The organism is Bradyrhizobium sp. 33ap4 (assembly GCF_032654765.1).
GTDB classification, from domain to species: Bacteria; Pseudomonadota; Alphaproteobacteria; order Rhizobiales; family Xanthobacteraceae; genus Bradyrhizobium; species Bradyrhizobium australafricanum.
Window position 1 is genome coordinate 1 of record NZ_JAUMTJ010000089.1, and the last position, 25,527, is coordinate 25,527.

The 25,527-nt window shown below is 60.9% G+C and carries 25 protein-coding genes and 2 pseudogenes; 7 read left to right on the forward strand and 20 right to left on the reverse strand.

All coding sequences use genetic code 11. The annotated features are described in order from the left end of the window. Window positions 1-328: 328 nt before the first annotated feature. Together Q2M23_RS40045 and Q2M23_RS40050 are read right to left on the reverse strand one after the other, a co-directional pair. On the reverse strand, window positions 329-787 hold the full coding sequence (locus tag Q2M23_RS40045) for a hypothetical protein (RefSeq protein WP_076825986.1): 459 nt from the start codon (window positions 785-787) through the stop codon (window positions 329-331). Window positions 788-1,088: 301 nt separating this feature from the next. Then, a complete protein-coding gene (locus Q2M23_RS40050; protein ID WP_316399000.1) occupies window positions 1,089-1,604 on the reverse strand; it encodes a DUF3124 domain-containing protein in 516 nt (171 codons plus the stop codon). Between the two features lie 165 nt (window positions 1,605-1,769). On the opposite strand from Q2M23_RS40050, the gene Q2M23_RS40055 reads away from it, so the two are divergent. Continuing rightward, a complete protein-coding gene (locus tag Q2M23_RS40055) occupies window positions 1,770-3,485 on the forward strand; it encodes a SulP family inorganic anion transporter (RefSeq protein WP_310885748.1) in 1,716 nt (571 codons plus the stop codon). A gap of 197 nt (window positions 3,486-3,682) precedes the next feature. Here Q2M23_RS40055 and Q2M23_RS40060 read toward each other — a convergent pair. The 8 genes and pseudogenes from Q2M23_RS40060 to Q2M23_RS40095 form a co-directional block, all read right to left on the reverse strand. Next, window positions 3,683-4,033, reverse strand: a pseudogene (locus Q2M23_RS40060) (hypothetical protein); the annotation flags it as partial. A gap of 3 nt (window positions 4,034-4,036) precedes the next feature. Next, a complete protein-coding gene (locus Q2M23_RS40065) occupies window positions 4,037-4,351 on the reverse strand; it encodes a hypothetical protein (protein ID WP_316399001.1) in 315 nt (104 codons plus the stop codon). Between the two features lie 409 nt (window positions 4,352-4,760). After that, window positions 4,761-5,777, reverse strand: coding sequence for a 4-hydroxythreonine-4-phosphate dehydrogenase PdxA (locus Q2M23_RS40070; RefSeq protein ID WP_316399002.1), 1,017 nt, complete (start codon window positions 5,775-5,777; stop codon window positions 4,761-4,763). Further along, complete coding sequence (locus Q2M23_RS40075; RefSeq protein WP_316399003.1) at window positions 5,774-7,312, reverse strand: tripartite tricarboxylate transporter permease; 1,539 nt, start codon at window positions 7,310-7,312, stop codon at window positions 5,774-5,776. The genes Q2M23_RS40070 and Q2M23_RS40075 overlap by 4 nt, the downstream gene beginning before the upstream one ends. Before the next feature lie 11 nt (window positions 7,313-7,323). Further along, window positions 7,324-7,806: a tripartite tricarboxylate transporter TctB family protein gene (locus Q2M23_RS40080; protein ID WP_316399004.1), complete on the reverse strand. Its 483-nt coding sequence runs from the start codon at window positions 7,804-7,806 to the stop codon at window positions 7,324-7,326. A gap of 31 nt (window positions 7,807-7,837) precedes the next feature. Further along, window positions 7,838-8,830, reverse strand: coding sequence for a Bug family tripartite tricarboxylate transporter substrate binding protein (locus Q2M23_RS40085; RefSeq protein ID WP_316399005.1), 993 nt, complete (start codon window positions 8,828-8,830; stop codon window positions 7,838-7,840). A gap of 61 nt (window positions 8,831-8,891) precedes the next feature. After that, complete coding sequence (locus Q2M23_RS40090; protein WP_316399006.1) at window positions 8,892-10,151, reverse strand: CoA transferase; 1,260 nt, start codon at window positions 10,149-10,151, stop codon at window positions 8,892-8,894. Window positions 10,152-10,160: 9 nt separating this feature from the next. Further along, on the reverse strand, window positions 10,161-10,958 hold the full coding sequence (locus Q2M23_RS40095) for an enoyl-CoA hydratase/isomerase family protein (RefSeq protein WP_316399007.1): 798 nt from the start codon (window positions 10,956-10,958) through the stop codon (window positions 10,161-10,163). A gap of 34 nt (window positions 10,959-10,992) precedes the next feature. Between Q2M23_RS40095 and Q2M23_RS40100 the strand changes: the two genes are divergently transcribed. Beyond that, window positions 10,993-11,742 (forward strand): GntR family transcriptional regulator, encoded by a 750-nt coding sequence (locus Q2M23_RS40100; protein ID WP_316399008.1) that lies wholly within the window; start codon window positions 10,993-10,995, stop codon window positions 11,740-11,742. Between the two features lie 510 nt (window positions 11,743-12,252). Here the strand turns inward: Q2M23_RS40100 and Q2M23_RS40105 are convergent. Together Q2M23_RS40105 and Q2M23_RS40110 are read right to left on the reverse strand one after the other, a co-directional pair. After that, complete coding sequence (locus Q2M23_RS40105; protein ID WP_316399009.1) at window positions 12,253-12,870, reverse strand: hypothetical protein; 618 nt, start codon at window positions 12,868-12,870, stop codon at window positions 12,253-12,255. Between the two features lie 297 nt (window positions 12,871-13,167). Then, a complete protein-coding gene (locus Q2M23_RS40110) occupies window positions 13,168-13,377 on the reverse strand; it encodes a helix-turn-helix domain-containing protein (protein ID WP_141342269.1) in 210 nt (69 codons plus the stop codon). Between the two features lie 169 nt (window positions 13,378-13,546). On the opposite strand from Q2M23_RS40110, the gene Q2M23_RS40115 reads away from it, so the two are divergent. The 3 genes from Q2M23_RS40115 to Q2M23_RS40120 all read left to right on the forward strand — a co-directional run bounded on the left by Q2M23_RS40115 (window position 13,547) and on the right by Q2M23_RS40120 (window position 15,125). After that, window positions 13,547-13,825, forward strand: a complete 279-nt coding sequence (locus tag Q2M23_RS40115) for a DNA -binding domain-containing protein (protein WP_141342268.1) — start codon at window positions 13,547-13,549, stop codon at window positions 13,823-13,825. Window positions 13,826-14,229: 404 nt separating this feature from the next. Further along, the gene (locus tag Q2M23_RS44250) at window positions 14,230-14,661 is read left to right on the forward strand and encodes a zincin-like metallopeptidase domain-containing protein (protein WP_375162656.1); all 432 of its coding nucleotides are present in this window, start codon (window positions 14,230-14,232) and stop codon (window positions 14,659-14,661) included. A 197-nt stretch (window positions 14,662-14,858) separates the two neighbouring features. Next, the gene (locus Q2M23_RS40120) at window positions 14,859-15,125 is read left to right on the forward strand and encodes a DUF3892 domain-containing protein (protein ID WP_141342262.1); all 267 of its coding nucleotides are present in this window, start codon (window positions 14,859-14,861) and stop codon (window positions 15,123-15,125) included. 928 nt (window positions 15,126-16,053) lie between these two features. On the opposite strand, the gene Q2M23_RS40125 is transcribed toward Q2M23_RS40120, so the two are convergent. Continuing rightward, window positions 16,054-16,299, reverse strand: coding sequence for a hypothetical protein (locus Q2M23_RS40125; RefSeq protein WP_253589750.1), 246 nt, complete (start codon window positions 16,297-16,299; stop codon window positions 16,054-16,056). A 654-nt stretch (window positions 16,300-16,953) separates the two neighbouring features. Between Q2M23_RS40125 and Q2M23_RS40130 the strand changes: the two genes are divergently transcribed. Then, window positions 16,954-17,211, forward strand: a complete 258-nt coding sequence (locus Q2M23_RS40130; protein ID WP_253625964.1) for a hypothetical protein — start codon at window positions 16,954-16,956, stop codon at window positions 17,209-17,211. Between the two features lie 820 nt (window positions 17,212-18,031). Here the strand turns inward: Q2M23_RS40130 and Q2M23_RS40135 are convergent. The 3 genes from Q2M23_RS40135 to Q2M23_RS40145 form a co-directional block, all read right to left on the reverse strand. After that, window positions 18,032-18,235, reverse strand: coding sequence for a cold-shock protein (locus Q2M23_RS40135; RefSeq protein ID WP_253589748.1), 204 nt, complete (start codon window positions 18,233-18,235; stop codon window positions 18,032-18,034). Between the two features lie 342 nt (window positions 18,236-18,577). Then, entirely contained in the window at window positions 18,578-18,823 is a 246-nt protein-coding gene (locus Q2M23_RS40140; RefSeq protein ID WP_141342256.1) for a hypothetical protein, read from the reverse strand. A gap of 562 nt (window positions 18,824-19,385) precedes the next feature. Then, window positions 19,386-19,817: a hypothetical protein gene (locus tag Q2M23_RS40145; protein ID WP_316399010.1), complete on the reverse strand. Its 432-nt coding sequence runs from the start codon at window positions 19,815-19,817 to the stop codon at window positions 19,386-19,388. A 226-nt stretch (window positions 19,818-20,043) separates the two neighbouring features. Between Q2M23_RS40145 and Q2M23_RS40150 the strand changes: the two are divergent. Then, window positions 20,044-20,263 (forward strand): annotated as a pseudogene (locus Q2M23_RS40150) (hypothetical protein); the annotation flags it as partial. Here the strand turns inward: Q2M23_RS40150 and Q2M23_RS40155 are convergent. The 4 genes from Q2M23_RS40155 to Q2M23_RS40170 all read right to left on the reverse strand — a co-directional run bounded on the left by Q2M23_RS40155 (window position 20,227) and on the right by Q2M23_RS40170 (window position 24,893). Beyond that, window positions 20,227-20,364, reverse strand: a complete 138-nt coding sequence (locus Q2M23_RS40155; protein WP_246786700.1) for a hypothetical protein — start codon at window positions 20,362-20,364, stop codon at window positions 20,227-20,229. The pseudogene Q2M23_RS40150 and the gene Q2M23_RS40155 sit on opposite strands and share 37 nt — an antisense overlap. An 81-nt stretch (window positions 20,365-20,445) precedes the next feature. After that, the gene (locus tag Q2M23_RS40160; protein WP_141342254.1) at window positions 20,446-20,685 is read right to left on the reverse strand and encodes a hypothetical protein; all 240 of its coding nucleotides are present in this window, start codon (window positions 20,683-20,685) and stop codon (window positions 20,446-20,448) included. A 45-nt stretch (window positions 20,686-20,730) separates the two neighbouring features. Then, a complete protein-coding gene (locus Q2M23_RS40165; protein WP_316399011.1) occupies window positions 20,731-21,273 on the reverse strand; it encodes a relaxase/mobilization nuclease domain-containing protein in 543 nt (180 codons plus the stop codon). A gap of 398 nt (window positions 21,274-21,671) precedes the next feature. Next, window positions 21,672-24,893 carry an adenylate/guanylate cyclase domain-containing protein gene (locus Q2M23_RS40170; protein WP_316399012.1) on the reverse strand — a complete coding sequence of 1,074 codons (3,222 nt, stop codon included), beginning with the start codon at window positions 24,891-24,893 and terminating at the stop codon, window positions 21,672-21,674. Window positions 24,894-25,527: the final 634 nt, after the last annotated feature.

A 25,527-nucleotide genomic window follows, 5' to 3' on the forward strand; every position in this document is an offset into this window, starting at 1 on the left:
CGGTTCACATCAGCGCCGATGAATGCCATATCCTCACCGTCCTCACCGCCGCCGCCCGCACCATAGCATCTCCCTTGCAGGCTTTCGGACGCCGGCCGCCGAATGTGCCGCGCCGTCAGTCATGCGGCCGGCATCCGAAACCCTTCACAAAGGCGCCGTTCGGAAGCTCGGCACCCGCTTCCGGTCTACCCCGACAAGCTGACAATTCAGGGGGCGCCCGGACTTCGCATTCGGGTCACTTCCGGCCTCATGCGCCACAGCAAACTGCCCGACTACTCGATCATCTCGTCGACGTGGGCGGGACCGTATTGGAGCCGACCGAGAAGGTTCAGCGCCCAACCGATCCTAACGCATCGAGGTAACACGGTTGGTACATCGCCTGCAGTTGCTTGCCGCGCAGGAAGATCATCTGCGGCGTTAACCCGCCGCGCGCGGCGATCCACCGCCGCACCGATGTTGGATACATCGAATACAGCATCATAGTTGCTTCGCGATTGGTGAAGGTGCGGCCGTTGATGCCGAAATCATAGGCGGCATGGAAACCAAGCGCCGCACGCGAGGTCACGCAGATTTTGTCGTGAGGGACTGCGCCGAGGACGATGGTGCAGGCCGAGGCACAGAGACCATCAATGATCACGGATTGTCCGGATGAGCGCAGGCGTTGAAATTTGGTGATGTAGCCTCCGATTTGACCACCCCGATCATCAGCAATGCGGACTGCCGCGTGACTTGCCCCGACACCCGCAAGCAGGAGCGCTGCCGCAAGCAGACACCTTACGAACTTCATTATCCCTACCCTGGTTCGAGCAAGCCGATTTGATCGTTTTGCGTGATGCGCGAAACAGCAAAACCGTCCTTCTAGTTCGTGGCTTTATCTAGGCAGAACTGATCCAAGAAGCGCCCCGCCTCGGGATCAGCAATGGCGCGGTCCGGTTCCATTCGCGCTGCTTGTCCGGCGCACTCCGCGTCGTAGACAGCGCCGTGCAAGCTGAATTCCGCTTTACCCCGATAAGCGGGCATCTCGCAGTCCGCCCCCACTTCGCATTAGGACCGATAGGCGACATGCCGGGCACCGATCCAAGTCCCTCTCAGGGACGGCTCACCTTTCGACCGACTGAAACGAAACTGTGGCCCTGAGTGCCCGGGCCTCCGATCATGATCGCTTCCAAATAAGGCTCATCAATTGCTTCCGGCGACGACCAATCGATTACGAAATTTGCGCCCAAGCCACCGCGAATGTCTTGTTGTGGGATCACAATTTGGATTGCGCCGTAGGGCTTTAGCGCGATCGCCCGTGGCAGATATCTGTCGATCACCTGACCATCAACATTGAAATAGTCGATCCGCTCGATGACAAGCGTTCCCGTTTCCGACGTATTTTGAACCGAAAGCGTCACGGACAGGTCGAGCCTGGTGGATCCGTCCCGGACCAATAGGCTTGAATGCGCTGGGACGTAAATTCTTCCTCGAAGTGTTGAAGGCTCGCGCGGCAAATCAACAAGTGAGCCCGCAAATTTCGATAGAGGAGCTGGGAGATCAGCTTGTGCTCGCGCCCCAGACATCGCTAGGAGCAACAGCGCTAGGAAGATTGCTGGCTTTCTCATCTGTTAATCCATCGCCGTGGTACAGATCCCGGTCGGGTCCGAGTGATTGGAACGTGGGTACCTTGGGATGGGCGACATTGACCCAAATCAACGTTGCGGGACATTCACCTGCGCAGCTTGACTTGTGTGGCTTGCGCCCCGGCGCACCTCTACCCGTGACCCGGCATGATGGATCGTCTAACGCGTATTGCGCCCGGATTGATCAAACTCTTGTCCTACAGATTTGCCGAAGACTTTCGGCATGATCTGTTGGCAGGAGTCTCCGTTGCCGCAGTGGCCTTGCCGGTCGCGATCGCCTACGCGCAGCTGGCGGGCTTCAATCCAGTCGTGGGGCTTTATTCGAGCATTCTGCCGCTAGTCGCGTACGCCATCTTCGGCACTTCACGGCAAATGATCGTGAATCCCGATGCAGCGGGGTGCGCTATGGTCGCTGCCGCTGTAGCTCCGCTGGCGGGCGGAAATTCCGAATTATACTGGTCGCTGGCGGTCGCAGTTACGTTTCTGGCCGGCATATTCTGCATTGCAGCGAGTTTTTTTCGGCTCGGAGCGCTGGCGGAATTTCTCTCCAAGCCAATCCTTGTCGGACTCTTGAATGGAGTCGCAATTTCGATTTGCCTCGGGCAAGTCGGCAAGCTTCTCGGCTTTTCCATCGAGTCCAAACGGATCATTCCGCAGCTGTTCGAAATCTTCACCAAGCTGCCTCAGACGCAGGTTCCGACGCTGATCGTGGGAGCGGCAAGTCTGGCAATATTGCTTGGGCTGGCGCGCTGGGCGCCGCGACTTCCGACTGCTCCACTCATATTGATCGCTGCCGGCGCGGCGGTCGCCCTGTTCGGGCTGGACCGATATGGAGTTGCAATTCTAGGGCCGGTCGCCGGCGGTGCGCCGCCGTTGCGATTGCCCAGATTTCCTCAAGACGACATACCATCCCTACTTGGCAGCGCGGCGGGGTTAGCTCTCGTGCTGTTTTCGAGCGGCATGTTGACAGCGCGCAGCTTTGCATCGAAGGGTGGGTACAACGTCGACGCAGATCGTGAATTGGCAGCTTTTGGTGCTGCGAATCTCGCCTCTGCCTTATCTCAAGGGTTCGCCGTAACCGGCGCTGACTCGCGCACGGCGGTAGCCGCTGCAGCCGGCGGCCGCACCCAGGTGACTGGCCTAGTGGCTGCGGTGACGATCACTGCAGTGTTGCTGTTTTTGACCGGCCCCTTACGATATGTGCCGATTGCGGCCTTGGGCGCACTGCTTGTTTTCGCTTCAATTTCGCTATTCGACACACGAACGCTACGCGAAATCTGGAGCATCGATCGTACCGAGGTCGGCTTGGCCGTGATCACTACGCTGGGAGTGGTCGCGCTGGGGGCCATCAACGGAATCCTCATCGCGGTGGGGTTGGCCCTGGTCCGCTTCGTCAAGTTGACCGCACGGCCCAGAGACGAAGTCCTGGGAACAGTCGACGGGCTTCCCGGCCTGCATTCGATCGACCGACATCCGGACGCCAGGACGTTTCCGGGTCTCGTGCTCTACCGCTTCGATGGCCCGCTTACCTTCTTCAATTCCGATTACTTCAAGACGAGAGCGCTCGCGGCAGCCGAGGCCGCAGGCCCGGAACTTCGATGGTTTGTGATTGATGCAATTCCAGTCAGCCAGATCGACATAAACGGTCTGTATGCGCTTCGCGATTTGCGGGAAAGGCTGGAAGCGCGCGGAGCGTCCCTGATACTAGCCGGGCGCAAGGCCGAGTTTCTTGACTGGTTTCGGGAAGCCGGTCTCTACCGGCCGGAACATGAAACATGGATCTTCCCCACGCTACGCCAGGCCCTGAAGGGCTATCGGCAGGCGGAGCAACGCGTCGCGCCGCTTAAGCAGGACGATCTGTGAACTTCCGATCTGGGTCAAAAGCGCCGTTCGGAAGCTCGGCCACCCGCTTCCGGTCTACCCCGACGAGCTGACAATTCAGGGGGCGCCCGGACTTCGCATTCGGGTCACTTCCGGCCTCATGCGCCGCGGCAAACTGCCCGACTACTCGATCATCTCGTCGGCGTGGGCGGGACCGTATTGGAGCCGACCGAGAAGGTTCAGCGCCCAACCGATCCTAACGCATCGAGGTAACACGGTTGGTACATCGCCTGCAGTTGCTTGCCGCGCAGGAAGATCATCTGCGGCGTTAACCCGCCGCGCGCGGCGATCCACCGCCGCACCGATGTTGGATACATCGAATACAGCATCATAGTTGCTTCGCGATTGGTGAAGGTGCGGCCGTTGATGCCGAAATCATAGGCGGCATGGAAACCAAGCGCCGCACGCGAGATCACGCAGATTTTGTCGTGAGGGACTGCGCCGAGGACGATGGTGCAGGCCGAGGCACAGAGACCATCAATGATCACGGATTGTCCGGATGAGCGCAGGCGTTGAAATTTGGTGATGTAGCCTCAGTGAAGCAGAGGAAACAACGGGTCCAAGCGAATGCCGCGTTCGAAGCTCCGAATTGCTTCTTCGAAGCGGCCTGCGAATTTAAAGACCCAACCTCCTTGACGCCAAGCGCGCGCGTCATTTGGATTTGACGCGACCGCTCGCTCAACAAGATCGATGCCGGTTTCGTGGTCGCCGACAAGAAATGCGGTAACAAACCCCGCGATACCCAGCGCTCCCGTATCATTCGCGTCGACACTCAATGCCAAGCGAGCCAGCCGTATAGCTTCAGTGCGGTCGAATTGAAGATGTTGAATAGCCCTGTTGGCTGCCAACAGTCTTCGACTGTCGCTCCAGCAGCAGACGGATTTTCCAGGGGATTCAGATTATATAGCAATTTCAATTAAATAAGGGTTCGCGGTTTTATTCTGAATGGTGGCCATTTGCGTACCATTTGCGTACAAAACTCCGAACGATAGGGGCGCGCCTTGCCTGGTCGCAATCACGTCAGGTTTGGCGCCTCTGCCGAGCGCGCAAGCGGGCTCCAGGATCCTGAGGCCACGCGATAGCGCGAGCAAAGTTGAGCAAGGGTGGTCCGCTTTGCGCCAAAACTGCCCTCCCCGCCGAGCCGCTCCTTGGCCGCGCGAAGCGGACATCAAGGTGCCACCGCTCCTGCCGGTAAGTGCCATGATCCCCGTGGCAACTCGCTTATGCGGGCGACATCAGGCAGGCGCTCTTCTCCCACTAGTGCAAGTCAGACGGACGGCGACGAGCGGCCATCTCCGCCGCGAGCAGCAACGCGGCACGGCTGGCGCCAACGGAGGCAATCCCCCGGCCTGCGATATCGTAGGCGGTACCGTGGGCGGGCGTGCAAATTGGAAACGGAAAGCCCCCGAGCAGGGTCACGCCGCGATCGAAACCCATGAGCTTCATCGCGATCTGGCCCTGATCGTGGTACATGGTCAGCACCGCATCAAAGGCGCCATTTTTCGCGCGCAGAAATACTGTGTCGGCCGGAAACGGCCCCTCGGCGGCGATGCCCTCGCGCTGGCCGGCTGCAATCGCGGGCGCGATCACGTCGATCTCCTCGCGGCCGAAATTGCCGCCGTCGCCGGCGTGCGGATTAAGTCCCGCAATCGCAATACGCGGCCGCGCAAAGCCGGCATTCCGCATGCAGGAATCGGTCAGCTTAAGCGCACGATGGATGCGATCGCTAGATAATCGCGCAGCGACGTCCTTGAGTGGGATATGCGAGGTGACCCGCGCATTCCAGAGCTCGCCGAGCACATTGAATTCGCTCGCTGCGGTCTTGAGCCCGACGACCTCGGCGGAGAACGCGATCTCGTCGTCATAGTCGGCGCGTGCGAGCCGCATCGCCTGCTTGTTGAACGGGGTGAAGCAGACCGCATCCACGCGTTCGTCCCGACCAAGCTCGAGCGCGCAGCGATAGTTCGCCAGCGCGAACCTGCCGCCGGCAAGGCTCGCACTCCCGCGTTCGACCTCCGCGGGATCCAGATGACCGAGATCGACAAACAGCGCGTCGCCCTCCGCTACGCGGAGGTCCGTCCCCTGTTTCACCGTCTTCAGCTGCGGCGTGATGCCGGCGGCGCGCGCGCCCTCGTCGAAGATCCGCCGGTCGCCGATCACGACGAGCCCACTGCGGGCACGGATATCGTCCTGCGCCACGAGCTTCGCGGTCAGCTCCGGGCTGATGCCGGCGGGATCTCCCATTGCCAGCGCGATGAGCGGCTTTGCGGTCATATGATCACCTTCTCCTGGCCTGGCGTCTCGGCGGGGGATGATGCGGGCTTGCGCCAGACATGCGTGAGCTGCAATACGAGCGGAAGCAGCAACAGCGCGATGCCGACCACCACCAGGCTCGTCACCAGCCCGTTTGCAAAGAAGATTCCGAGCGAGCCCCTGGACATCAGCATCGACTGCCGGAACGCGTCCTCCGCCTTGTCTCCGATGACGATCGCGAGCACCAGCGGGGCGAGCGGATAGAACAGCTTCTTGAAGAGATAGCCGACGACCCCGAAGCCAAGCATCAGGACCACGTCGAGATAGGAGTTCGACACCGAATAGGCGCCGACGACGCAAATGATCACGATCAACGGCGCGATAACTACAAAGGGAATCCGCATCAGGGCGGCAAAGACGGGAACGGTGAGCAGCACAAGCGCGACGGCGACGATGTTGCCGACATACATCGAAGCGATCAGTCCCCACACGAACTCCTTCTGGTCGACGAACAGCATCGGCCCGGGATTGAGCCCCCAGATCATCAGCCCCCCCATCATGACGGCCGCGGTGGCGGAGCCGGGAATGCCGAGCGAGAGCATCGGCAGCAGCGCGCTGGTGCCGGCCGCGTGATCAGCCGTCTCTGGCGAGATGATCCCTTCGACCTCGCCGGTGCCGAAATGCCGGCCACGGCGCGAAAAGCGCCTTGCGATGCCGTAGCTCATAAAGGACGCCGCCGTCGGGCCGCCCGGCGTGATTCCCATCCAGCATCCGATAGCCGCGCTCCGAAGCAGGGCAACGCCATGCCGCGGCAGCCGGGCGACCGCGCGAAACACCTCGGCCCAGTCGATCTTCGAGGAAACAGCGCGCGCATGGATCTCCTCCTCTACGGCGACCAGGAGTTCGCCGATGCCGAACAGGCCCATCACCGCGACGACGAAGCTTATGCCTTTCACGAGCTCATCGACGCCCATCGTAAGGCGCACGCTGCCGGAGACGGTGTCAATGCCGATGGCGGCGATCGCAAAGCCGATCGCCAGCGCCACAACGGTCTTGATCGGCGCCGCGCCGCCCATGCCAACGAAGCTCGCGAAGGCGAGAAAATAGACCGCAAAATATTCAGGCGGCCCAAAGGCGAGCGCGACCTGCGCGACCCAGGAGGCGAGGAAGGTGATCAGGATGACGCCGATCAGCGCGCCGAATGCAGCTGAGCCAAAGGCGGTGGCAAGCGCCGTCGTCGGCCGGCCGTCGCGCGCCATCGGGTACCCGTCGAAAGTGGTTGCGACCGACGACGGCTCGCCGGGAATGTTGAACAGGATCGAGGTCACTGAACCACCGAACAGTGCGCCCCAGTACATGCTCGAGAGCAGGATGATCGCCGACACCGGCTGCATGCCGAAGGTCAGCGGCAGGAGCAGTGATACGCCGTTCGGCGCGCCCAGCCCTGGCAGCACGCCGACGAGAATGCCGAGCAGCACGCCGATTACCATCAGCGCCAGGTGCGGCACCGTCACCGCGATGGTGAAGCCGTGCAGGAGTTCCCCGAGATTGTCCATCGGCCTCTCCGTCAGAACCCGAACGCGGCGGCAAGCGCACCGTGCGGCAGCGTCACCTGGAACATGCGCTCGAACACCACGTAGAGCGCGAGCGATAGAGCGACCGCCATGGCGAGCGCACGCGGCACGGATCGATGTCCGGGGAACGCGAGTACCGCGAAGACGTAGAAGGCCGAGGCGAGATACATCCCGACCAGCGGGATGGCCGCCACAAAAATCGCGGCTGGAACGAACAGTCCGGCGAGCCTGCGCAGCTCGGTCGGGGTGATGGCCACGGGAACGCTTGCGAGCGTCGCACCGGGCAGGATACCGCGGATGAGATTGTAGAGGCTGCCGAGGACGATGATGACGCCGGTCAGGAGCGGAAACGTGCCGGCATCCACGCCCGCGCTCGACCAGCCGATGCCGTTGTCGAGGCTGGAGACGACCACTGCGACACCAAAGCTCCCGGTAAGGATGGCGGTCGCGAGCTCAAGATTGCGGCGTGAAATCATCAAGGGCTCCTGGAGGTGGTGTTGCACCGTCTCACTTGATGAGCCAACCCTGCTCGCTCGCAACCCGCTTGAGGTGCTCGAGATCCTCCCTGATGAACTTGTCGAAGTCGGCGCCGGTCAGGAAGGTGTCCACTTGGGAGGTCTGCTCGATATAGGCCTTCCATTCCGGAGCCGCCTGCACCCTCTTCATGAGGTCGACATAGAACGCGGTCTGGTCCTGCGTCACCTTGCCGGGCAACCACACTGTCCGCGGCTGCTCATATTGCGCGATGTCGAGGCCCTGCTCGACGCAGGTCGGAACGTCGCTCCAGCCTTCGGTCGCCGTGACCTTGGGCCCCTGCGGCAGCCGCCTCGAGCTGAAGGCGCAGAGCGGGCGCTGCGTTCCGCCACGCCATTGGCCGAGGCTCTCGCTGGGATTGTTGACGTGGGAATCGATGTGCCCGCCGGCGAGCTGCACGGCGGCCTCCGCGCCGCTCTTGAACGGGATGTAGGTCAGTTTGACGTGACCGACCTTCTCGATCATGCGGGTGAGCACCTCGTCGGTATCCTTGGACTGCGCACCACCCATCTTGAACTCGCCCGATGCGGCCGCCTTCAGGTAGTCGCCTGCCGTCTTGTACGGCGCGTCCTGCTTGACCCAGAGCAGAAACTCGTCCTGCGCCATTGCGGCGATCGGGGTGAGATCGGTGTAGTTGAAGGCGACCCTGGAGACGAGCGGTTGCTGCCAGGCATTCGACGTCCCGAAGATCACCTTGTAGGGATCGCCCGCGGATGCCTTGCCATAGACATAGCCTTCCGCGCCACTGCCACCGCCCTTGTTGACGACCACGATCGGCTGGTCCGTGAGCTTGTACTTGGTGATGATGTTCTGCACAGCACGCGCCAGATTGTCGGTGCCGCCGCCCGGCCCGGCCGTGGCCACGAACTCGATCGGCTTCTGCGGTTGCCAGGCCGCAAACGCCGGCATCGTGCCGGCGAGCACGGCCGCCGCGGCGGAGAGCAGAATCGGTGACGTCCTACGCATTGGTTTCCTCCGTGACTTTTGATTGTTTTCTTTTTGTAATGTCTGTCGTTTCGATACCCGCTCAGACGACTCGTTCCTCGCGCCGCGTGAACGCCGAAACGATTGCGCCCTGTTGTTCGAGCGCTTCGATCTGCTCTTCATCGAAGCCATATTCCGCCAGCACCTCGCGCGTATGCTCGCCATAGACGGGTGCACCGGAACGGACTTTCCCGGGCGTCTCCGAGAACTTGACGGGTAGTCCAATCGTCTTCACGGGGCCGAGCGTGGAATGCTCAACCTCGACGACCATCTCGCGTGCCAGCGTCTGCGGGTCGCTCAGCGCCTCCAGCATGTCGTGTACAGGACCGCACGGCACGCCCTTCTCATCCAGCACCGCAAGCCAATGCGCCCGTGAACTGACGCGGAAACGTTGGCTCAAGACCGCTTCGAGCTCCTTCAGATTCGCCATGCGGTCGGCGCCGGTAACGAAGCGCGGATCGGTGGCGAGCTCGGTTGCGCCAAGCGCCTCCAGCATCAACAGCCAATGCTTCTTGTTGGCGCCGCCGACCACGAGCCAGCCGTCTGAGGCTTCAAAGGCCTGATAGGGCGCGTTGAGTGGATGCGCCGACCCCATCGCGCGCGGTGCTGAACCTGCGGCAAGCGCGATGGTCGATTGCCAATAGGTCTGTACCAGGGCTGCTTCATAGAGCGAAGTCTCGACCCACTGCCCCTCGCCGGTCTTCAAGCGATGCGCATACGCAGCCAGAATCCCCATGCTCGCGAGCAGGCCCGCGGTAATGTCGGACAGCGGCGGGCCGCATTTTACGGGCGGGCCATCGGGACGCTCGCCGGTGAAGCTCATGATGCCGCTCATCGCCTGCGCGACGAGATCGAATCCCCTGCGATGCTTGTAGGGACCGGTGCGGCCAAAGCCCGACAGCGAGCAGTAGATCAGTGCCGGATGCTCCTTGTGCAGGTCCTCGTAGCCGAAGCCCAGGCGCTCCATGGCGCCCGGTGCAAAATTCTCGACCAGGACGTCGGCGCTCGCGATCAGCCGCCGCAGCACCTGTTTGCCGCCAGCGGTCTTCAGATCCAGCACGATGCCGCGCTTGTTGCGGTTCATCATCAGGAAGGAGGCCGCCTCCTCACCGATCTTCGGCGGGACCGAGTGGCGGGTGTCATCGCCGTTGGGCCATTTCTCGATCTTGATGACGTCGGCGCCCATGTCGGCGAGCATCAGCGTACAGGTCGGCCCCGCCATGACGTGGGTGAGATCGATGACCTTGAGACCGGCAAGCGGACCTGTGGGGCGAACAGTGGATTGCGATCGATTTCCTTGCATCGGCCTGTCCTATTGACCGCGCCACTGCGGGGCGCGCTTGTTGAGAAATGCGTCGAGCCCTTCGCGAAAATCCTGGCTCGTGTAGCACATCAGGATCAGGTCCTCGCCTTGCTCCCGCGTGAGTCGTTCTTGCAGGCGTGCCACCGCCTGCTTGGTCGCGTTCAGCGTCAGCGGCGCATGGTTGGCGACGAGCCGGGCGACTTCGTCGGCGCGCCTGTCGAGTGCCGCGCCATCGGCGACGACCTCGCTGAGCAGCCCGACGCTAGCGGCTTCAGTGGCGTCGACAAGGCGCGCCGTGAAGATCAGATCCTTGACGCGTGCAGCCCCAATGAGCGCGGTCAGACGGCTGACATTGGACATCGACAGGCAATTGCCGAGCGTCCGGGCGATCGGAAATCCGATACGCGCGCTCGTCGTGCCGATGCGCAGATCGCAGGCCGCGGCGATCCCCGCCCCTCCGCCGGTACAGAAGCCGTTGATTGCCGCGATCGTGGGCACCCGGCATTGCTCGAGCGTGGTGAGCACACGATCGATCCGGTTCTCGTAATCGAGCGCGTCCCGCGGCGTCTTGAATTCGCGAAACTGATTGATGTCCGTACCCGAGGCGAAGGCCTTGTCGCCCGCACCGCGCAGCACCAGCACCTTGAGGGAATGATCGCTATTGGCCTGCTCGCAAATTGCGGCGAGCCGCTCGTACATGGCGAAGGTGAAGGCATTGCGCGCCTGCGGGCGGTTAAAAACGACCCGCCCGATGCCGTCCTCGCGTTCAAAAACGAGGTCTTCCGTCTCCGCGATCTGCAGGTTCATTTCCTCATGCCTCGTCTTGTTTTCCCAATTTTGAATGCAAAATCTGGTGTTTTCAAGCTGGAACTTCCAATCTCTCGAGCATAAACTCACTTTTGCATACAAAATGGAGCTTTGTCCTATGCTTCATGAGGACGTCGTCAGCCGTATCCGCGCCATCCTGCTCGACGGAGAAATCCCGCCAGGCGGGCGGATTCCCGAGCGCGACCTGTGCGAACGGCTACAGATCTCGCGCACACCGCTGCGCGAGGCTCTCAAGGTGCTCGCCGCCGAGGGTCTCGTGCAACTGCTGCCCAATCGCGGCTCGCGTGCGGCAAAGCTGACCGACAAGGACATGCGTGACCTCTTTGAGGTCTGCCAGGGCCTCGAGGCGCTCGCCGGTGAACTCGCCTGCGAGCGCATCACGGACGGCGAGATCGAACAGATTGCCGCCGCGCAAGCGGCGATGGCGCAGCATTATCGCGGCGGCGATTTGATCGAGTATTACCGCTGCAATCGCGCCATCCACGAAGCGATCGTCACCGCCGCCGGCAATCCTGTGCTGGCCGGACTCTATGCTTCTGTCACGGCCCGCATTCGCCGCGCCCGCTACGTCACGCCGATGACGCCGCAGCGCTGGGCGCTCGCCGTCATGGAGCACGAAGCGATCCTCAATGCCTTGCAGCGGCGCGACGGCACAGGCCTCTCCCACATCCTGCGCGCCCATCTCCGCCACAAGCGCGAAGAGGTTTTGCAGGCCGGATTTGCCGAAACGGACAGTGGCGACCTCACACGGCGCAGCGCGTGAGAATTTGCGTCGGCCGTCGAAAGGACAATCGAATGATTAGAGCGCGCGTCAGCGGCAGGCTCTAGTCTAGCCGTCACCTTAACACATTACCAACGGGCGCTTTGCTCGAGGTCGAAACGGAGACGGGCACCAGGTTGATCGCATTCGATCCGCTCGGCTGCGCGGACGGGAAAGCGTGCTGGTCACGCAAGGTTCGGTAGCAGCGGGATGATATAGTCGTTGGCACATCGTGCGGCGCGATCGACGATCTCGGCATAGAGACTTGCTCTCATAGCCTTGATCTCTTGTTCCTGGCGCCTTTGTCGTGAAACGTAACCGCGGCGAAGCTAACGGCACTGCCAACGATCGTGCCGACTAAGCCAATCAACGCCGCGCTGAGATTACCGCCGATGGACAGGCTCATCATCAGTGAGCCAACCGCTACTACTCCCGCAAGGCCGGACAACGCGATCAATAGCACTAGGTGTTGCCGGTACGGGTTCGGTACTGTCGGCATCGCCTCCTCCGACGTTAGTCGTTGATCGCGGCGCCTGAGGCCAACCGCGCATTAGTCGGCTGTGCGTGGCTCGGAGCAACGTAACCGATCACACCTGACCATCTGACATTAATCAAACCGTCAGCGGTCTGGACGCGTAAAAAGTCGTCGCCGGAATGAATGAAGTTGGTCGTAACTTCTGTATCGGTATGAATTTGTCGACCCCAGCTGCCGTTTTCTGTAATGCGCTTAATAGCAACGGTGCTCGCTGCCCATACGCTCGGGTCCGGATGCTCGATATGCTTGATGTTCTCGATGCCGAAGACCTGCCCCGTAGCGCGAAGAGACATTACCAACTCTTCCGCGTACTTGATCATCGGGAGGGCTTGCTTCCTGCTGCTCTCGGACAGGGCGGCCTCAAGAACTCCGAGCACGGCACCGGCTCCAACGGCCCATGCTGGCGATCCAATGAAACCCAAGCCGGTGGATACGCCGCCCATTTTTTGCGCGGCTTGCGCGCGCAAGCCCGCGATCTTTGCGAGTTGTTCGGCTGGATAGAGTTCGATGGCACGCACCTTCAGCGTTTGCCCTGACGAAAGCAGGAGCAGAGCGTGATCTAAGGACGGCGGCGGCGGAGAGAAAATGGATGACATGGAAATCGCGAAATCGGAGGGGAATAGAACAACTGTCGAAAATGCTAAAAACCTAGCCGCAACCGATGGTAGTGTACAAGCGGCGTGAGGCTGATTTCCCATTCACCCGGAAGGTTACGGGGTTGGATTGCAGGGGTCCGCCCTTTTGCCGGTGCAGCGGAAATGAAGTCCTCGTCCCGGTTAGCCACCCCAGCAAAACGCTAGGCGGCCAATGGCGCCAATTGCAGGAATATGGGACGAGCAGCACAATGCCGTTCAAGGAAGTACTGCCTGTTTTGAAAAGAGGCTTTGGGAGCTTCAATCCGACAGTAGTCTAGACAGCGGTATCGCAAGAACGTCTGCGATGCGCGCCATCACCAATAAACTCGGGTTACGCTTGCCGCGTTCAATTCCGCCCACGTAAGTCAGATCGATCTCGGATTCAAAGGCCAGTTCTTCCTGAGTCATTCCTCGCTGTTTGCGAAATTTGCGAACGTTCCTGCCAACAATTGCGCGCCAATCCTGCATTGTAGGATCGGGCATTGCCGGGTATATAGTCTCTAGGGAATATAGTCCATATTTTGCGTTTTTCGTATGAGCTCCGTTGCCTGCGTCGAGTGCCGTTTTAAGCGACTCGCCAAGCTTCTGTGCTCGTGACGAACATCTCTGAATGGATGCGCATTCAACGAGGATCCCAATGCGAAAACCGCCGATCGATCCCACTATCGCTGACGTCGCTCCGGTCGACGCAACGCTCACGGTCTACGATGAGCAGCATCTGCGCACCTATCTTCGTTTACTCGATGCTGATGCGGGCGGCACTGATTGGCGCGAAATCACACAGACCTTGCTGCGCATCGACCCCGGCCAAGAGCCAGACCGTGCACGCAAAGCATTTGAGAGCCATTTGGCCCGTGCCAAATGGATGTCCGAGTGTGGATACCGGCAGCTGCTGCGCGGCGGAAACTCCAATTAGGGAATCAGGTGACCTAAACGCTCCGAGGAGCGAAGGCTCCGTCGCGAGGGGGGCTCAGCTCGCACCGAGCCTTACCTGCCTGGCCGGCCCATGCCGGGCCGGCGATATCCGGTCAAGGCCGCCAAAGCGGGGACGCGAAGCGCCAGCCTTGAGGGGATGGCGCCGGTCCGACCCACTCGCACCCGGCAGGCCAACGCCATCGCGATGTCACAAACCAAGTCCGCGTTTCCGTCCAAATGTCGCTCGATACCGCACCCCGCACGAGCGTCGGGTCACTTTGCCGAGCTCCCAAGACGCATCCCGATCGTCTGGCGGGGCCACGTCGCGATGACGTGGCTGTATTCTGGGTCTATGGTGCGCTCGGAGGGCGTTCGCATCTGCTGCGATTTCAACGGCTTGTGCCGATGACGAGGATCGAAAGGGTTCTTCCAGCGAGTGGCATTCCGGTGCACTACGAGGCGACAGACCAAACCGGCCTATTACCCCGCACGAGGCAAAGTCATGATGCCGGCCTATTCCGCATTCGATTCGGACGACGACTTTGTCTCGACGTTGGCCACGAACCGATCCACGCCACTGGGCACCAGTTACGATTGAACCACAAGTTCAACGCGAAGGTGTTCAGCAATGCCAAGGCGGCCGAGGAATGCGTCGCCGAACTCGGTAGTGCGTTCATAGCGGCTCACTTCGGTTACAGCTATATCGAAGCCCAGTCCCCAGCTTGCAGCAAGGCTGGCTCGAAGTCCTCAAGGGCGACAACCGGGCTATCTTCAGCCTTGCGTCCTACGCCTCCCAGGCGGCCGACTGGCTGCTGCAGAAGGCCATGGGGTGGATGAGACCACGCCAGCGGTCGAGCAGCCAAAGGTTGAAGACGCAATAAGTGAGCACTCCGATTTTAAACGCCGCTGCTGCGGCACACATTAGAATGGGGGAAACGACGCACCACTCGTTTTGATACCAATGTCCTATTTCCATCTCCCTCTAGTTGTGCTCCAAATTGAGCTTTCGAAGAAGAGCTAATTGGGAGGGGAAATTGCCAGACGTACAGGTGACCTGCATCAATAAGCAGCCACGAAACGATCCGCACGAGGGCATCACGCATCTCGGAGGCATCAACTGGAAGTGGCCGCGATCACAAGTCATCCAATCAATTGAAAGCGGGGCCAACACATTCTTCACGATGGTCGGCGGCAAGCGAGCCGACGTGGGAGTCGTAAATGGACCGAACGGCAAATATGTTCGGACCCATGCTGACGGCTACTACAACGACAATCTCTTAGCCCTGCCGGAGTGTCGATGAACTTGTCCTGACCGGGTTGCCTACATCGCGCAATGTGCTACACGGCGCTCCTCTCAATAAGGAGCGCCGCGTGGCCAAAAATAGAAAAGCAATTCGCCGCAAGTGGACAACGGACGAGGTTCGCGACCTTAAGGCGTTAGCGAAGCAAAAGTTGGGCGCAGCGAAAATCGCAAAAAGGCTAAAGCGCACGAAGAGCGCTACGATCGCTAAGGCGTTTATCCTAGGCGTGTCGCTGGAGACGCGAGGTTAATCCCCACCACGGCAAACCAAACGGTGCTAGAATTTGCCTGCCCACGTGAGTCGGGGACATCTAAGATGACTTCAATTATCGAATGGGGACCGCTCCAGAGAGCGACGAATGCCCTCCACCAGCCCGTGATCTGCCGGAACTTCGATGTCAGGTCGCGAGATGGCTATGTCAGCGGACAAATCGTTGTCGACGACACATCCGATCCTGCCGCAATGTCGGAATGCGAGAGCCGGCTAGCCTTGCTGCTGAGAGACGCCCTCACCGATCTTGGCCGGTAAGTCAGTCCAGCAAGTCGTCATCATCCTCGGCTGACAGCGAGCGCCGCCACACTGGTAGCTTTCGTCGTGAGTGGCGCTGATGCCAGCCGAGGAAAAGTAAACCCGATTGGCAACCACCAAGCTGCACCACCCATAACGTCACGCCGTCCGGCGCATGTGACACAATTCGCCGAGTGCGGCAGTTGCGTTCTTCGTCACGCGCTTCGTCTACACGCGCAGCAGCCGCCACCTTACATTCATGGCCGCCTATCCAGCATTTGTCGCGATTGACAAGTAAAACCCGATTGTCGTGACAGACAATATGGCGAACGTAGACCACCCGTCTCACCGTCTTCGCTGCACAGGCTGCGTGTTTCGGCAATTTCCGGACACCGATTTCGGTAATTCGCGGACGGCGATTTCAGTAATTCCGGGACAGGGATTCCGCTAAATCGCGGACAGTTGCGCGAGGTTGGTTTTCGGGAGCGCCGTTCAGGCACGCGAAGATTCGGAACCACATCCAGGTGGTTTCAGATTCAGACAGGAAGCCGGTTACCAACTCCTCGGCGAAGCGCTGCACCGCCAGCGCGTCCTCGCGATACTCTGGCAGTTGGCAGGTAATCTGACTTGCCTGTCGGCGACGCCAATCCTGCGGTTGCTCGCTCATCCCATTGCTCTCTGCTGCCAGTCTTGGCTGTAGCTTGTTCGTACAGGTATTCATGGTCGGCTATTCCGGGCTCGGCGGGACACACTGATGAGCGTGGCCAGGGAGCTCTCCCGACGTCGGCGGTTGGACCAGGTAGTTCAGCAACCAAAACGAACGTGAGGTGTTTTAGAATCGGGCGACTTTCTAAAAGCTGGGAGAGTCCGATGTTTAGGAAAATCCACTGATCGCAGTTATCGCCGTGGCGTTTGCACCGACTGCTGCCTCTGCGCGTGGAGGCTTCGGCGGCGGCGGTTTTCATGGTGGTTTTCATGGCGGATTTGGTGGCGGCGGCTGGCGCGGCGGTGGTTGGCGCGGAGGCGGGTTTGGAGCGGCCGCTGTTGGACTTGGGATAGGTCTGGGCTTGGCGGGTGCCTACGCTGCCTACGGTTACCCCTACGGATACGGCTACCCGTATGGGTATGGCTACGGTTATCCGTATGGCTACGGCTACCCGTACAGCGCCAGTTATGGCTATTGCCTCGCAACAGCCAGCCAGCAGGAGTATACTTGCTATTAATAGCGAGCCAACGGCTCATCCTGCTTGAATGTTGAGACAATCGCGACCTGCCGATTGGGGAGCCGCGGGTGCTTTGCCCGGCAAATGTGGAGGGTAAAATGGCCCTGCACTTCAGCCAGGTCTGGACTGGCGATTTGGAGATGTGGATCGCAAGCAGCGACGACTACTCATTCGTTATCAGCAACGAGAGCCGGAGTGGACCCGGGTTGCATGGAGAGCCGGGCTTTGTTGCGTCATATCGCCCCGACTTTCTGAATATGCCCGCAGCTCAAGTGTCCGGGTCGCCCTTCGGCACGTTCGCTGAAGCCGAGCGGGCCTGCAATGCGTTCTTGGGTCGCCTCATTATCGAAGGATGATAGCCGCGCCGTTACCGGCTCCAGAGAATTCGGCTACCAACTAATCGTCAGTCAGAGAAGGTCTGCCGTGCTGAGAGCAATCTTCATTACGACTTGTCTAGTTGCAGCGTCGCCATCGGTTGCCCAGCAGGTGCGGGTGATCACCGGGGACTTTGAGCATGTATACGGACCTGGTGGTGAGGTCCTCGACGATGCCGAGATGCGTGCACGAAACCAGCGGGCTTCTGAAAAGATTCAGATTGAAAAACAGCTCGCGATTGAGAGGCAACAAATCGAGGCCGAGCGACTCAGGCGTCGGTCAGACCAAGAGGCTGCTCTCGCCTACGATGCAACTGCTCCGACGTGGGACTCAACATACGGCGGCTGGTTTTTCGTTAATCGCCATCGGGGCCACCTGAGGATAGGCGTCTCGCCGAGGATGGGCCCGAGGATGGGCGGCTCGCGAACGGCGCCGTAACCAAGCTGACCTCCCCGGCGCTCCGAGGCCAATCGCCGGCTGGTCGAGATCGGGCTGAAGGCGAAATCCAGTGAACGCACGCCGCCGAACGGCAAGTTCGAAAGGGCTGCTTTCGCGCGTCTATGCTGTAACGATCGTCAGATCGTTTGGCACTCGGCGGCTGGGGGTTCGCTCATAGAACGCCAAACATCGCCGAGCATAGAGGACTTCCACCTCCAAGCTGTCGTTCATACTCGGCACACATGAGAATGGCCCCGACGCCGTCGCGTCGGGGCCGCATTTCAATCTCCCGCAGTCGGGGTTGGGCAACTGAAACCACGGAAGCATTGAATTGAACCCGGGCGCTGCCACTTGTTCCCGGTGTCAGCCCACCCGCAGATTTTCGGCTGACGTCTTGCCGCGGTTTTCCCGCTCTTCGTAACTGACCTTTGCACCCTCGTTGAGGCTGCTCAGTCCCGCTTTCTCAACGGCCGAAATATGTACAAAGACATCCTTGCCACCGTTGTCAGGCTGGATGAAACCGTAGCCCTTCGTCGGGTTGAACCACTTCACAGTACCAATCGCCACTAGACAAATCTCCTTTGAGGAATGGCGGCAGCCTAGTTCGACAGCGCGGCATCCCGCAAGGCCCAATGCGGGACCGTTGGCAACAGTATAAGTACGGTAACGTTTTGGAGGAGCGGGTGCGCCGCCCCGCTTGTCAGCTCCTCGATTTTCTTGGGACCGCTAGGCTTCGGAGCGACCTACCGCGCAACCACTGCGCAGCATTGACCTGCGTCATACGGGCGTGACGAGAGTGCTGTTACCGTTGCTGGCATTGCTGACCAGCTGAAATTCCGCGGCCGGGACAAAACATTTCGAGCCCAGCGACGTAGTTTCTCGGGAGATTAGTTGGGCGCTGCAGGCCACTCATTCGAGTGGTAGGGAAAGTGTCGGCAGCGGCTTATTGCCCTGCTCGCAACCTGTTCGCCCCTTGGGCGGTAGACTCGGCGTTGAGGCATCCGCGGCAGTCTCGCCCATGAAGTGGGTCAAATTAACGTCCGATGACCACTCCACATAACCAACGACCGCAAAAGCAACCGCCGCCACGATGACAATACTGACCACCGAAGCGGCGGCTGTTGCCGACCAGCTTTGGCTTTTGAAAAACGGCATCACGATTCTCCGACACCGAGCTGCCACCCGGCGCTTGCGTTAGATCAGCTCGCGATTATCGAGTGTGAACGGCCTCACATTTCACGCGCACTTGATCCTGAGGCAGCGCTTTACTGAGGCGGCGGCTTCGTCGAGCCTGTCATTCCCCTGTGGCATTGGTCGTGCAGCACACTTGAGGCTGGGGATTTCAGTGTCCCAGTTCAGGAAGAAAACGCCGCCGGGCGTGTATTCGTGAGACCGGCGGCGTCTTTTCCTGGGACCTTTATACTGGTCCTAAGTTGACTGCCGCACGGGCGATCGTCTGCCTCAGTTGGTAGTGCCAGCCATCCGGGCCAATGGTGTCGGTGTCGGGCCACTCGTCGCCCTCATCTTCCATCTCGTTCGCGTACCGGAGCACGGCGGCGATGCCGGCAACGGTCGTGGGAATCGTTGACGCCAGTTCCCACGCGGCGGCTCGGGCCGCGTGACCACAAGCCTAATTGTTGTCTTGGGCGTCATTGCCAGCGACAAGCACAACTTGGCAGAGGCTGATCGGCGCCGCGCGTGCCTCTGACCGAACCGCCTATCGTTTGGTGCGTCTTTGCGGAGAAGGAGCCGCTGGGGTTGCCTGCGCTGGGCTTTCAGCCCTTGCAGATTCCAGCGAGTTAACTCGCGCGCTTAGCGCACCGAGCTGGTCGGATATTAGCTTCTGCTCGCCCTGCTGAGCGGAAGTTTTCTGCTGAGCGTCACCGATCTGAGCAGCCTGCCTTTTTTGGCCGGCTTCAATCCCCTGCACCGCCTGTTGGAGAGACGCTAAAGTCTGCTTCATCTCCGCAAGGGCCGCATCCGGTGGAGGTGCGACGGCCGCGCGCTCTTGCGAGGCTGCAAACTTTGTCGCGTTGCTGTAGCTCATCCAAAGCGCACCGCAAGCGACGATAACGGCGAGAACAGCTATGAGCAGCGGAAACGACGATCGCGCCTGTGCATCGCCGGGCGTTGACGAATCGGCGGTCATGAGAAGTTCCCCGATTTGGACAGATGGAAGAACTATCCAATCTCCGGTTTGTTCCGGAGTCACTTGGTTCTGGCAATGACGGCAACCCCGTAGCCTCGCCGCATCACTGCCGACATCATGACGCGTCCACTTCTCCACAGCCACGACACGCTATAGCCGTGCCCTGTTCCGCGCCTCAACTCATTGATAATTTGCGTGGCCACCCTCGGCCTGCTCTCTAGTCAGGATGGGCTCGAAATCTCGGGAGTACATGTTCGGAGCAACGGTCAGGCACCTAGCCGAGCGCGCCAAGGAAGCCCGGCTCGAGGCCGACACCGTCGCCTGCCGCGTGGAATGCCCGCATGCTCGCCTTCCAGGGGCCGGCCCAGCCATCCCCTGCCCTCGGTGATGCGCTCAACGCCGGCTACCGCTACCTTGAGGTCAAATGCCTTGGCTGCGGGACGAATACGTCATCGAAAATGACGACACCGACTGACTGACCGTACTTGGCCGAAAACTTGGCCGATGCCTCACCGGGGCGCCCGACCGGCCGGGCGATAATTGTCACGCCTGGCGCGTCGCACGGGACGGCACAGCATTTACTGCTGGACTGTCCAAACGGATCCAGCGAGGCGCGATGCCGCCGCGGCTAACGCTCCGGCGCGCCCCGGCCCGGCTCGGGCTGTTCCGTTTCCTTTTCCTTGGCCAGCCGCTTTTCGTGGCCGAGATAGACCCTGTCGCGCAACGTCAGCGGCCGGTCATTCGGCATCGCCTCAAGAAACCGCGTGACGTTTTCCGACAGCGCCCGGTCGCGCGCATCAGGACTGTTGGCCAGCGCCCGCGCCACCGTCGCATAGGCGGTCCGCACCCCCTGATGCTTCGCGCGCATCTTCTGCTCCCAGGGGTGCTCGTCCCGCCCTGGATTCTGTTTCCGTTAGTCATAATCCTGTCTGAGCTCGCGGATCATGTCGTGCCGCACCCGCGCCTCCCCGCGCTGCTCCATGCGTGGCATTGCCGTCGCATAGTCGCGCATCCCGACCCCGCGCGCGTAGCGCGGTGTGGCCTCGGCATCGATCCCGCGGTGCCGCAGGCATGCCGCAAACTTCTCCCGGTACTCGTGCAGCTGTGACTTTCGCGGGTTGAATGTCTTCCCTTCCCGGTCTCGGCCGCGCACCGTGACATGGCCATGCGCATGCGCCGTGTCGTCGTGGAAGCACACCACGACATCGACCCGCGGCCGCAATTCCTTGTCGACAAAATCGGTCACCGCATCCCTGAACTTTTCCCGGTCACTTCCCTTCGGTAGCGACAGCACCATGTTGACCGACATCGGCGCCTTTCGCAGGCTCTTGTTCTGCGTCGTCACCTCCGCGCTATCGGCCCAGGCCGCGTGCAGCTCTCCGACCGCTTCCTTCCCTTTCATCGGCCCGTAATCGGATTGCATCTCCACCTTGCCATTGCGGGTGATGTAATCCAAATGTGCCCTCAGATGTCCGGCATCCTTGGTCCGCCCCGACACCTTCACAACCACCTCGGGCGCCTAGCGAACCAGCCGCTCCAGCCGCGTCTTCGAGGCCGGCGATACCCCGAGGCGTGGCCCGCCGCTGCCGCCCGACCCGGCGCGATGAGGACTTGGTCGATGCATCGGTAGCAAAGCGGCTCCTCCAGGCCATCATCGACAATCTGCCGGAGCCAGTTCCCGGGGGGAGGCCGGTTCACACGATCGGCATTCCGGCGGCACGATCCGGTTGCGGGGATTGCCGCAATTTGTCTGGCGCGGGGCGGCGCCTATACGTTCCTGCCGAGCCTTTCGGCGATCCGCTTTTTGGGATCGCAGATGATGTGAGTCGACCACAGGCCGGGGGTCATTCGGCACTAGTTCAACACTCTCACCAGGTCATCAGCCTCGCGCAGATCGTGGGACGTTTCCGCGGATGCAAATTTCGCCCGGATCGATATCAGCAGGTCTCGTGCTTCGGCGCGTCCGGATGCGCTCTCGCCGGCGCTGACCAAGCGCGCGATGCTGATCGCCGTGCGCAATTCCCAACCGACCGCCCCGAGCTTCCTGGCAGAGGCAAGCGAGCGTTTGAACAAGCGCATGGCAGCCCGGTCGTCTCGCGATGGTTCCCGACACAGCAGCGAGCCGTGAATCCGATAAATCTCGGGAGCCGCCCAGCGCTCGCCGGTTTTCTTCATCAGGGACTCAGCCGAAGCAGCGAAACTTCGAGCCCTTTCCATCTGCCCGATCCGTCCGAATTCTGTGGCGAGCAGAATTCGATAGAGTGGCATCTGAATGCACCGGTTCTCGGCGGGTAGTCTGCCGAGCAAGCCGCATAATTGTTCGAGCACTTCCGGCGCGGGGCCTCGTGCCGCCAACGCAGCGGTGGCCCACAATGGGCCGATGACCCGGTACATCGGATAGCCATACTCGTCAGCGACCTTCAGACCGCGCTTGACGCTGGCGAGGTTGGCCGCGAGATCGCCCTCATACCAGTGGTCGGCGACGCCAAGAATGGAGGCAAAAGCTTGCATGAACGGATGTCCGATCTCGTTCGCGAGCTGGCGCGCCGTCACACAGCACTCTCTGGCCCGCCCCGGGCGGCCCAACAACCATTCGATGTGTCCGGAATAGACGAGCGATACGATCAATGGATCATGCTGATAGATCTGGACCAGCTTGCCGTGCTCACGCGGATCGTAGCGAGCGCTGACCAGAGCCGCGAGCTCACTTGCCTGCTCCAAACGACCAAGAAAGAAATTGGCGATTACGGCAGCGGTGTAGGCCATGAGGGCAGCCTCGTCGTCGCGCCACTCTTCTGCCCGCCGGACGAAATCGTGCGCGTTTTCGAGGCCTTTGGTGAGCTCGCAGTTGACCAGCTTGGCTATGGTACTTCCCCACAGCACCGTCGCCTTCTCGCGAATGGTGCCATGGCTCGCGCAAAGCTTGAGTGCACGACTGTAGGGGCCATAGACGTTGGGATCGGACCACCCGGCATTGGCTGTGTACGCCATCGACAAATTGGATTGCAGCGCGATTTCAGCCTCGAAGCGCCGCGGTGACGCCGGCATCTTGGGTATCAGCGAGAGACCTTCGCGAAGATGAGCCACGGCTTCCTTGGTGGCAGAGCTGCGGAGCGCGGATTTGCCCGCCTGAAGCCAGGCCTCGATCGCTTCCGGAATGTTGCCTGCGCGTGCATAATGATAGCCTAACACCGCCGGCTGGCTGCTTTCTCCAATGGCGGCTTCCTGCAGCAGCCACGATGCGACGCGCGCATGGAGCTCACGCCTTTCCTCCTTGAGCAATGAGGAGTAGGCGACTTCCTGTATCATCGCGTGCTTGAACGTGAAGACCTTACCTTGAGACTCTTCGCTACGATACACAATCCCGGCTGTCTCGAGCGCCCGCAACGCGTGTTTCAGCGTTTGGCCCTTGCCTGGAAGCACGCTGAAAATGCCATCATAGTTGAAGCGCCTTCCGAAAACAGAGGCGATCTGGGCGACGCGCTTGGCAGGACCGAGACGATCAAGGCGCTCCATCAGTGAATCGTGAATGCTTGCCGGCACCAGGGTCTCCGGCAACTTCCCGCTCGGCGCAGGGCTCTCGGCCGGCCGCGGGATCGCGCCGGCATCGACGATGGCGCGTGTGAACTCCTCGACAAAGAGCGGCACGCCGTCGGTTCTTTCCACGATCTGGCTGGCAATCCTGCGCGGCACCAAATCGCTGCCCGCCACGGCCACGACCATCTGCTCGCATTCATGCACTGCCAGCTTTTGCAGAGCAATCCGCCGAATTGCCGGCCCTGTCAGCCAGTCGGCCCTGTAATCATCGCGATGCGTGATCAGGACCATGATCCGCTCGCCGGGACAGCGTGCGATCACGCGCACCAGCAGTTCGATGGTGGTTGGGTCCATCCACTGGACGTCCTCGACGATTCCGAGGATCGGCTGCTTGCGCGAGGCTGCGAGAAGAGCATCGACGAACATCTGCAAGGCACGCTCGCGCTCCGCGGGAGATCCGAGATCCGCGGGTTCGTATCCCGGGCATGCGGGTATTGATAGGACTGCTCCGTAGTAACGAAGCGCCTGCTCGACATCAGTGACGGCTCTTGCCAAAAGCGAGCGCAATTTTGCCAATGCGAGTTGAGCGTCGTCGGTGTCCTGGATGCCGGTCGCACGTGTGAGCCGCTCGATTTCCGGGGCAAGCGGTGTGTTGACGTGGAATGGTGAGCATTGCAGCGATAGAACATCACGCGGAGACGCATCAAGGGAACTGCGAAACTGGCGGATCAAACGTGACTTGCCGATGCCGGGTTCACCGGAAATCACACCGACCTGTCCCGAGCCGGCGAGGCTCTTCTGCCACATCTCGGCAAGCAACGTACTTTCGCCGGTTCGGGCTATCATCGGGGCGAGAGGCGACCTCCGCGCTCGGTCGAACCTGCTCTCGCTGGACGCAAGCGCCTCTGCGCGCCAGGCTTCGACAGGCTCCTCGACGCCCTTGAGTGGTCGTCTGCCAAGCGGCACGTAGCTGAACGTTCCGCGAGTCAGCTCGTAAGTGCTTGAGCCAACCACGACGCCGTTCTCGCTGGCGAGCCCCTGCAGACGGGCAGCGACATGTGCCGAACTACCGAACACTTCCCGCCGATCGGGCGGCTCGCCGGGCACGCTGCCGACGACGACGACCCCGGTATTGACCCCGACGCGCACGCCGAGGCGGACAAAACTGCCATCCGACAGCAGAAAGTTGTGATCCTTGATCGCCGCGGCGACCGCCAGCGAAGCGCGGACCGCGCGCTCAGGGTCATTTTCGTGGGCTTGCGGGACGCCAAAATACGCCAGCAATCCGTCGCCAATCATTCTGGCGATATGACCGCCGTAGCGGCGAATCTGCTCGTCGCAGATATCGCGGTAAGTTCTGATAACCGCGAAGAACTCCTCGGGATCGATCCGCTCGCTCAGCGGTGTCGAGCCGACGATGTCGATAAATACCACGGTGAGCTGCCGGCGTTCGGCATGCAGAGCTTCATTCTCGACATTCGGCGGCGCCTGCGTCCGCTGAAGTCCGCCCGAACGATCGGGCTTCGGCTGGCTGCTCATGACCCACCGTGTTCAGTTTCCGCCGTGCCGGGAGGCAAGGTCGACGGCAAGCCGCGTCAGGTTGACGCTGCCGAGCGGCCTGTGCTCGGGCAAACAGTTCCATGGATTGAACACCATGTTCCCGCGGCCGTACAGCGCATTCTGCGTCAAACCCTGCCCTGGAGCGGCAGGTGTCTCAGGCGCACTAGCCACTCTAGAGGACGGGGCCACCACCGCGAAGCGCCCTCGACGTCATCCGACGTGGCGGCGTGCTGTACCCGTATGGAGAAATCGAACACGACGTCATCGCCCCCTTGATGCGTACGCGAGTCCAGAACCCTCACAAGCGCTTTCTGGAGAAAGCTTTTCGATGGGCCAAAACGCAAACGTCCACCATCTGGTGTCCTCAATTTGACCACCGGAAGGACCGACCAAATAGCGCGCGACCTTGCGTTCGCCGATCTTCGGCTTCGGGTCACGAACGTCGCCCTCTGCAATAGACGGTGGCTTGTCGATTTCCGCTATACCCCGTTGGCGACCGAAGTCGTGTGGCGGCGCAATATGTCGCGAAGGCACAAAGGACTAAACCGCTCGCGCGGTAGGACGCCGCGGCTGGCGGCACGGCCAAGACGATAGCGCAACGGGGCGTCCTGTC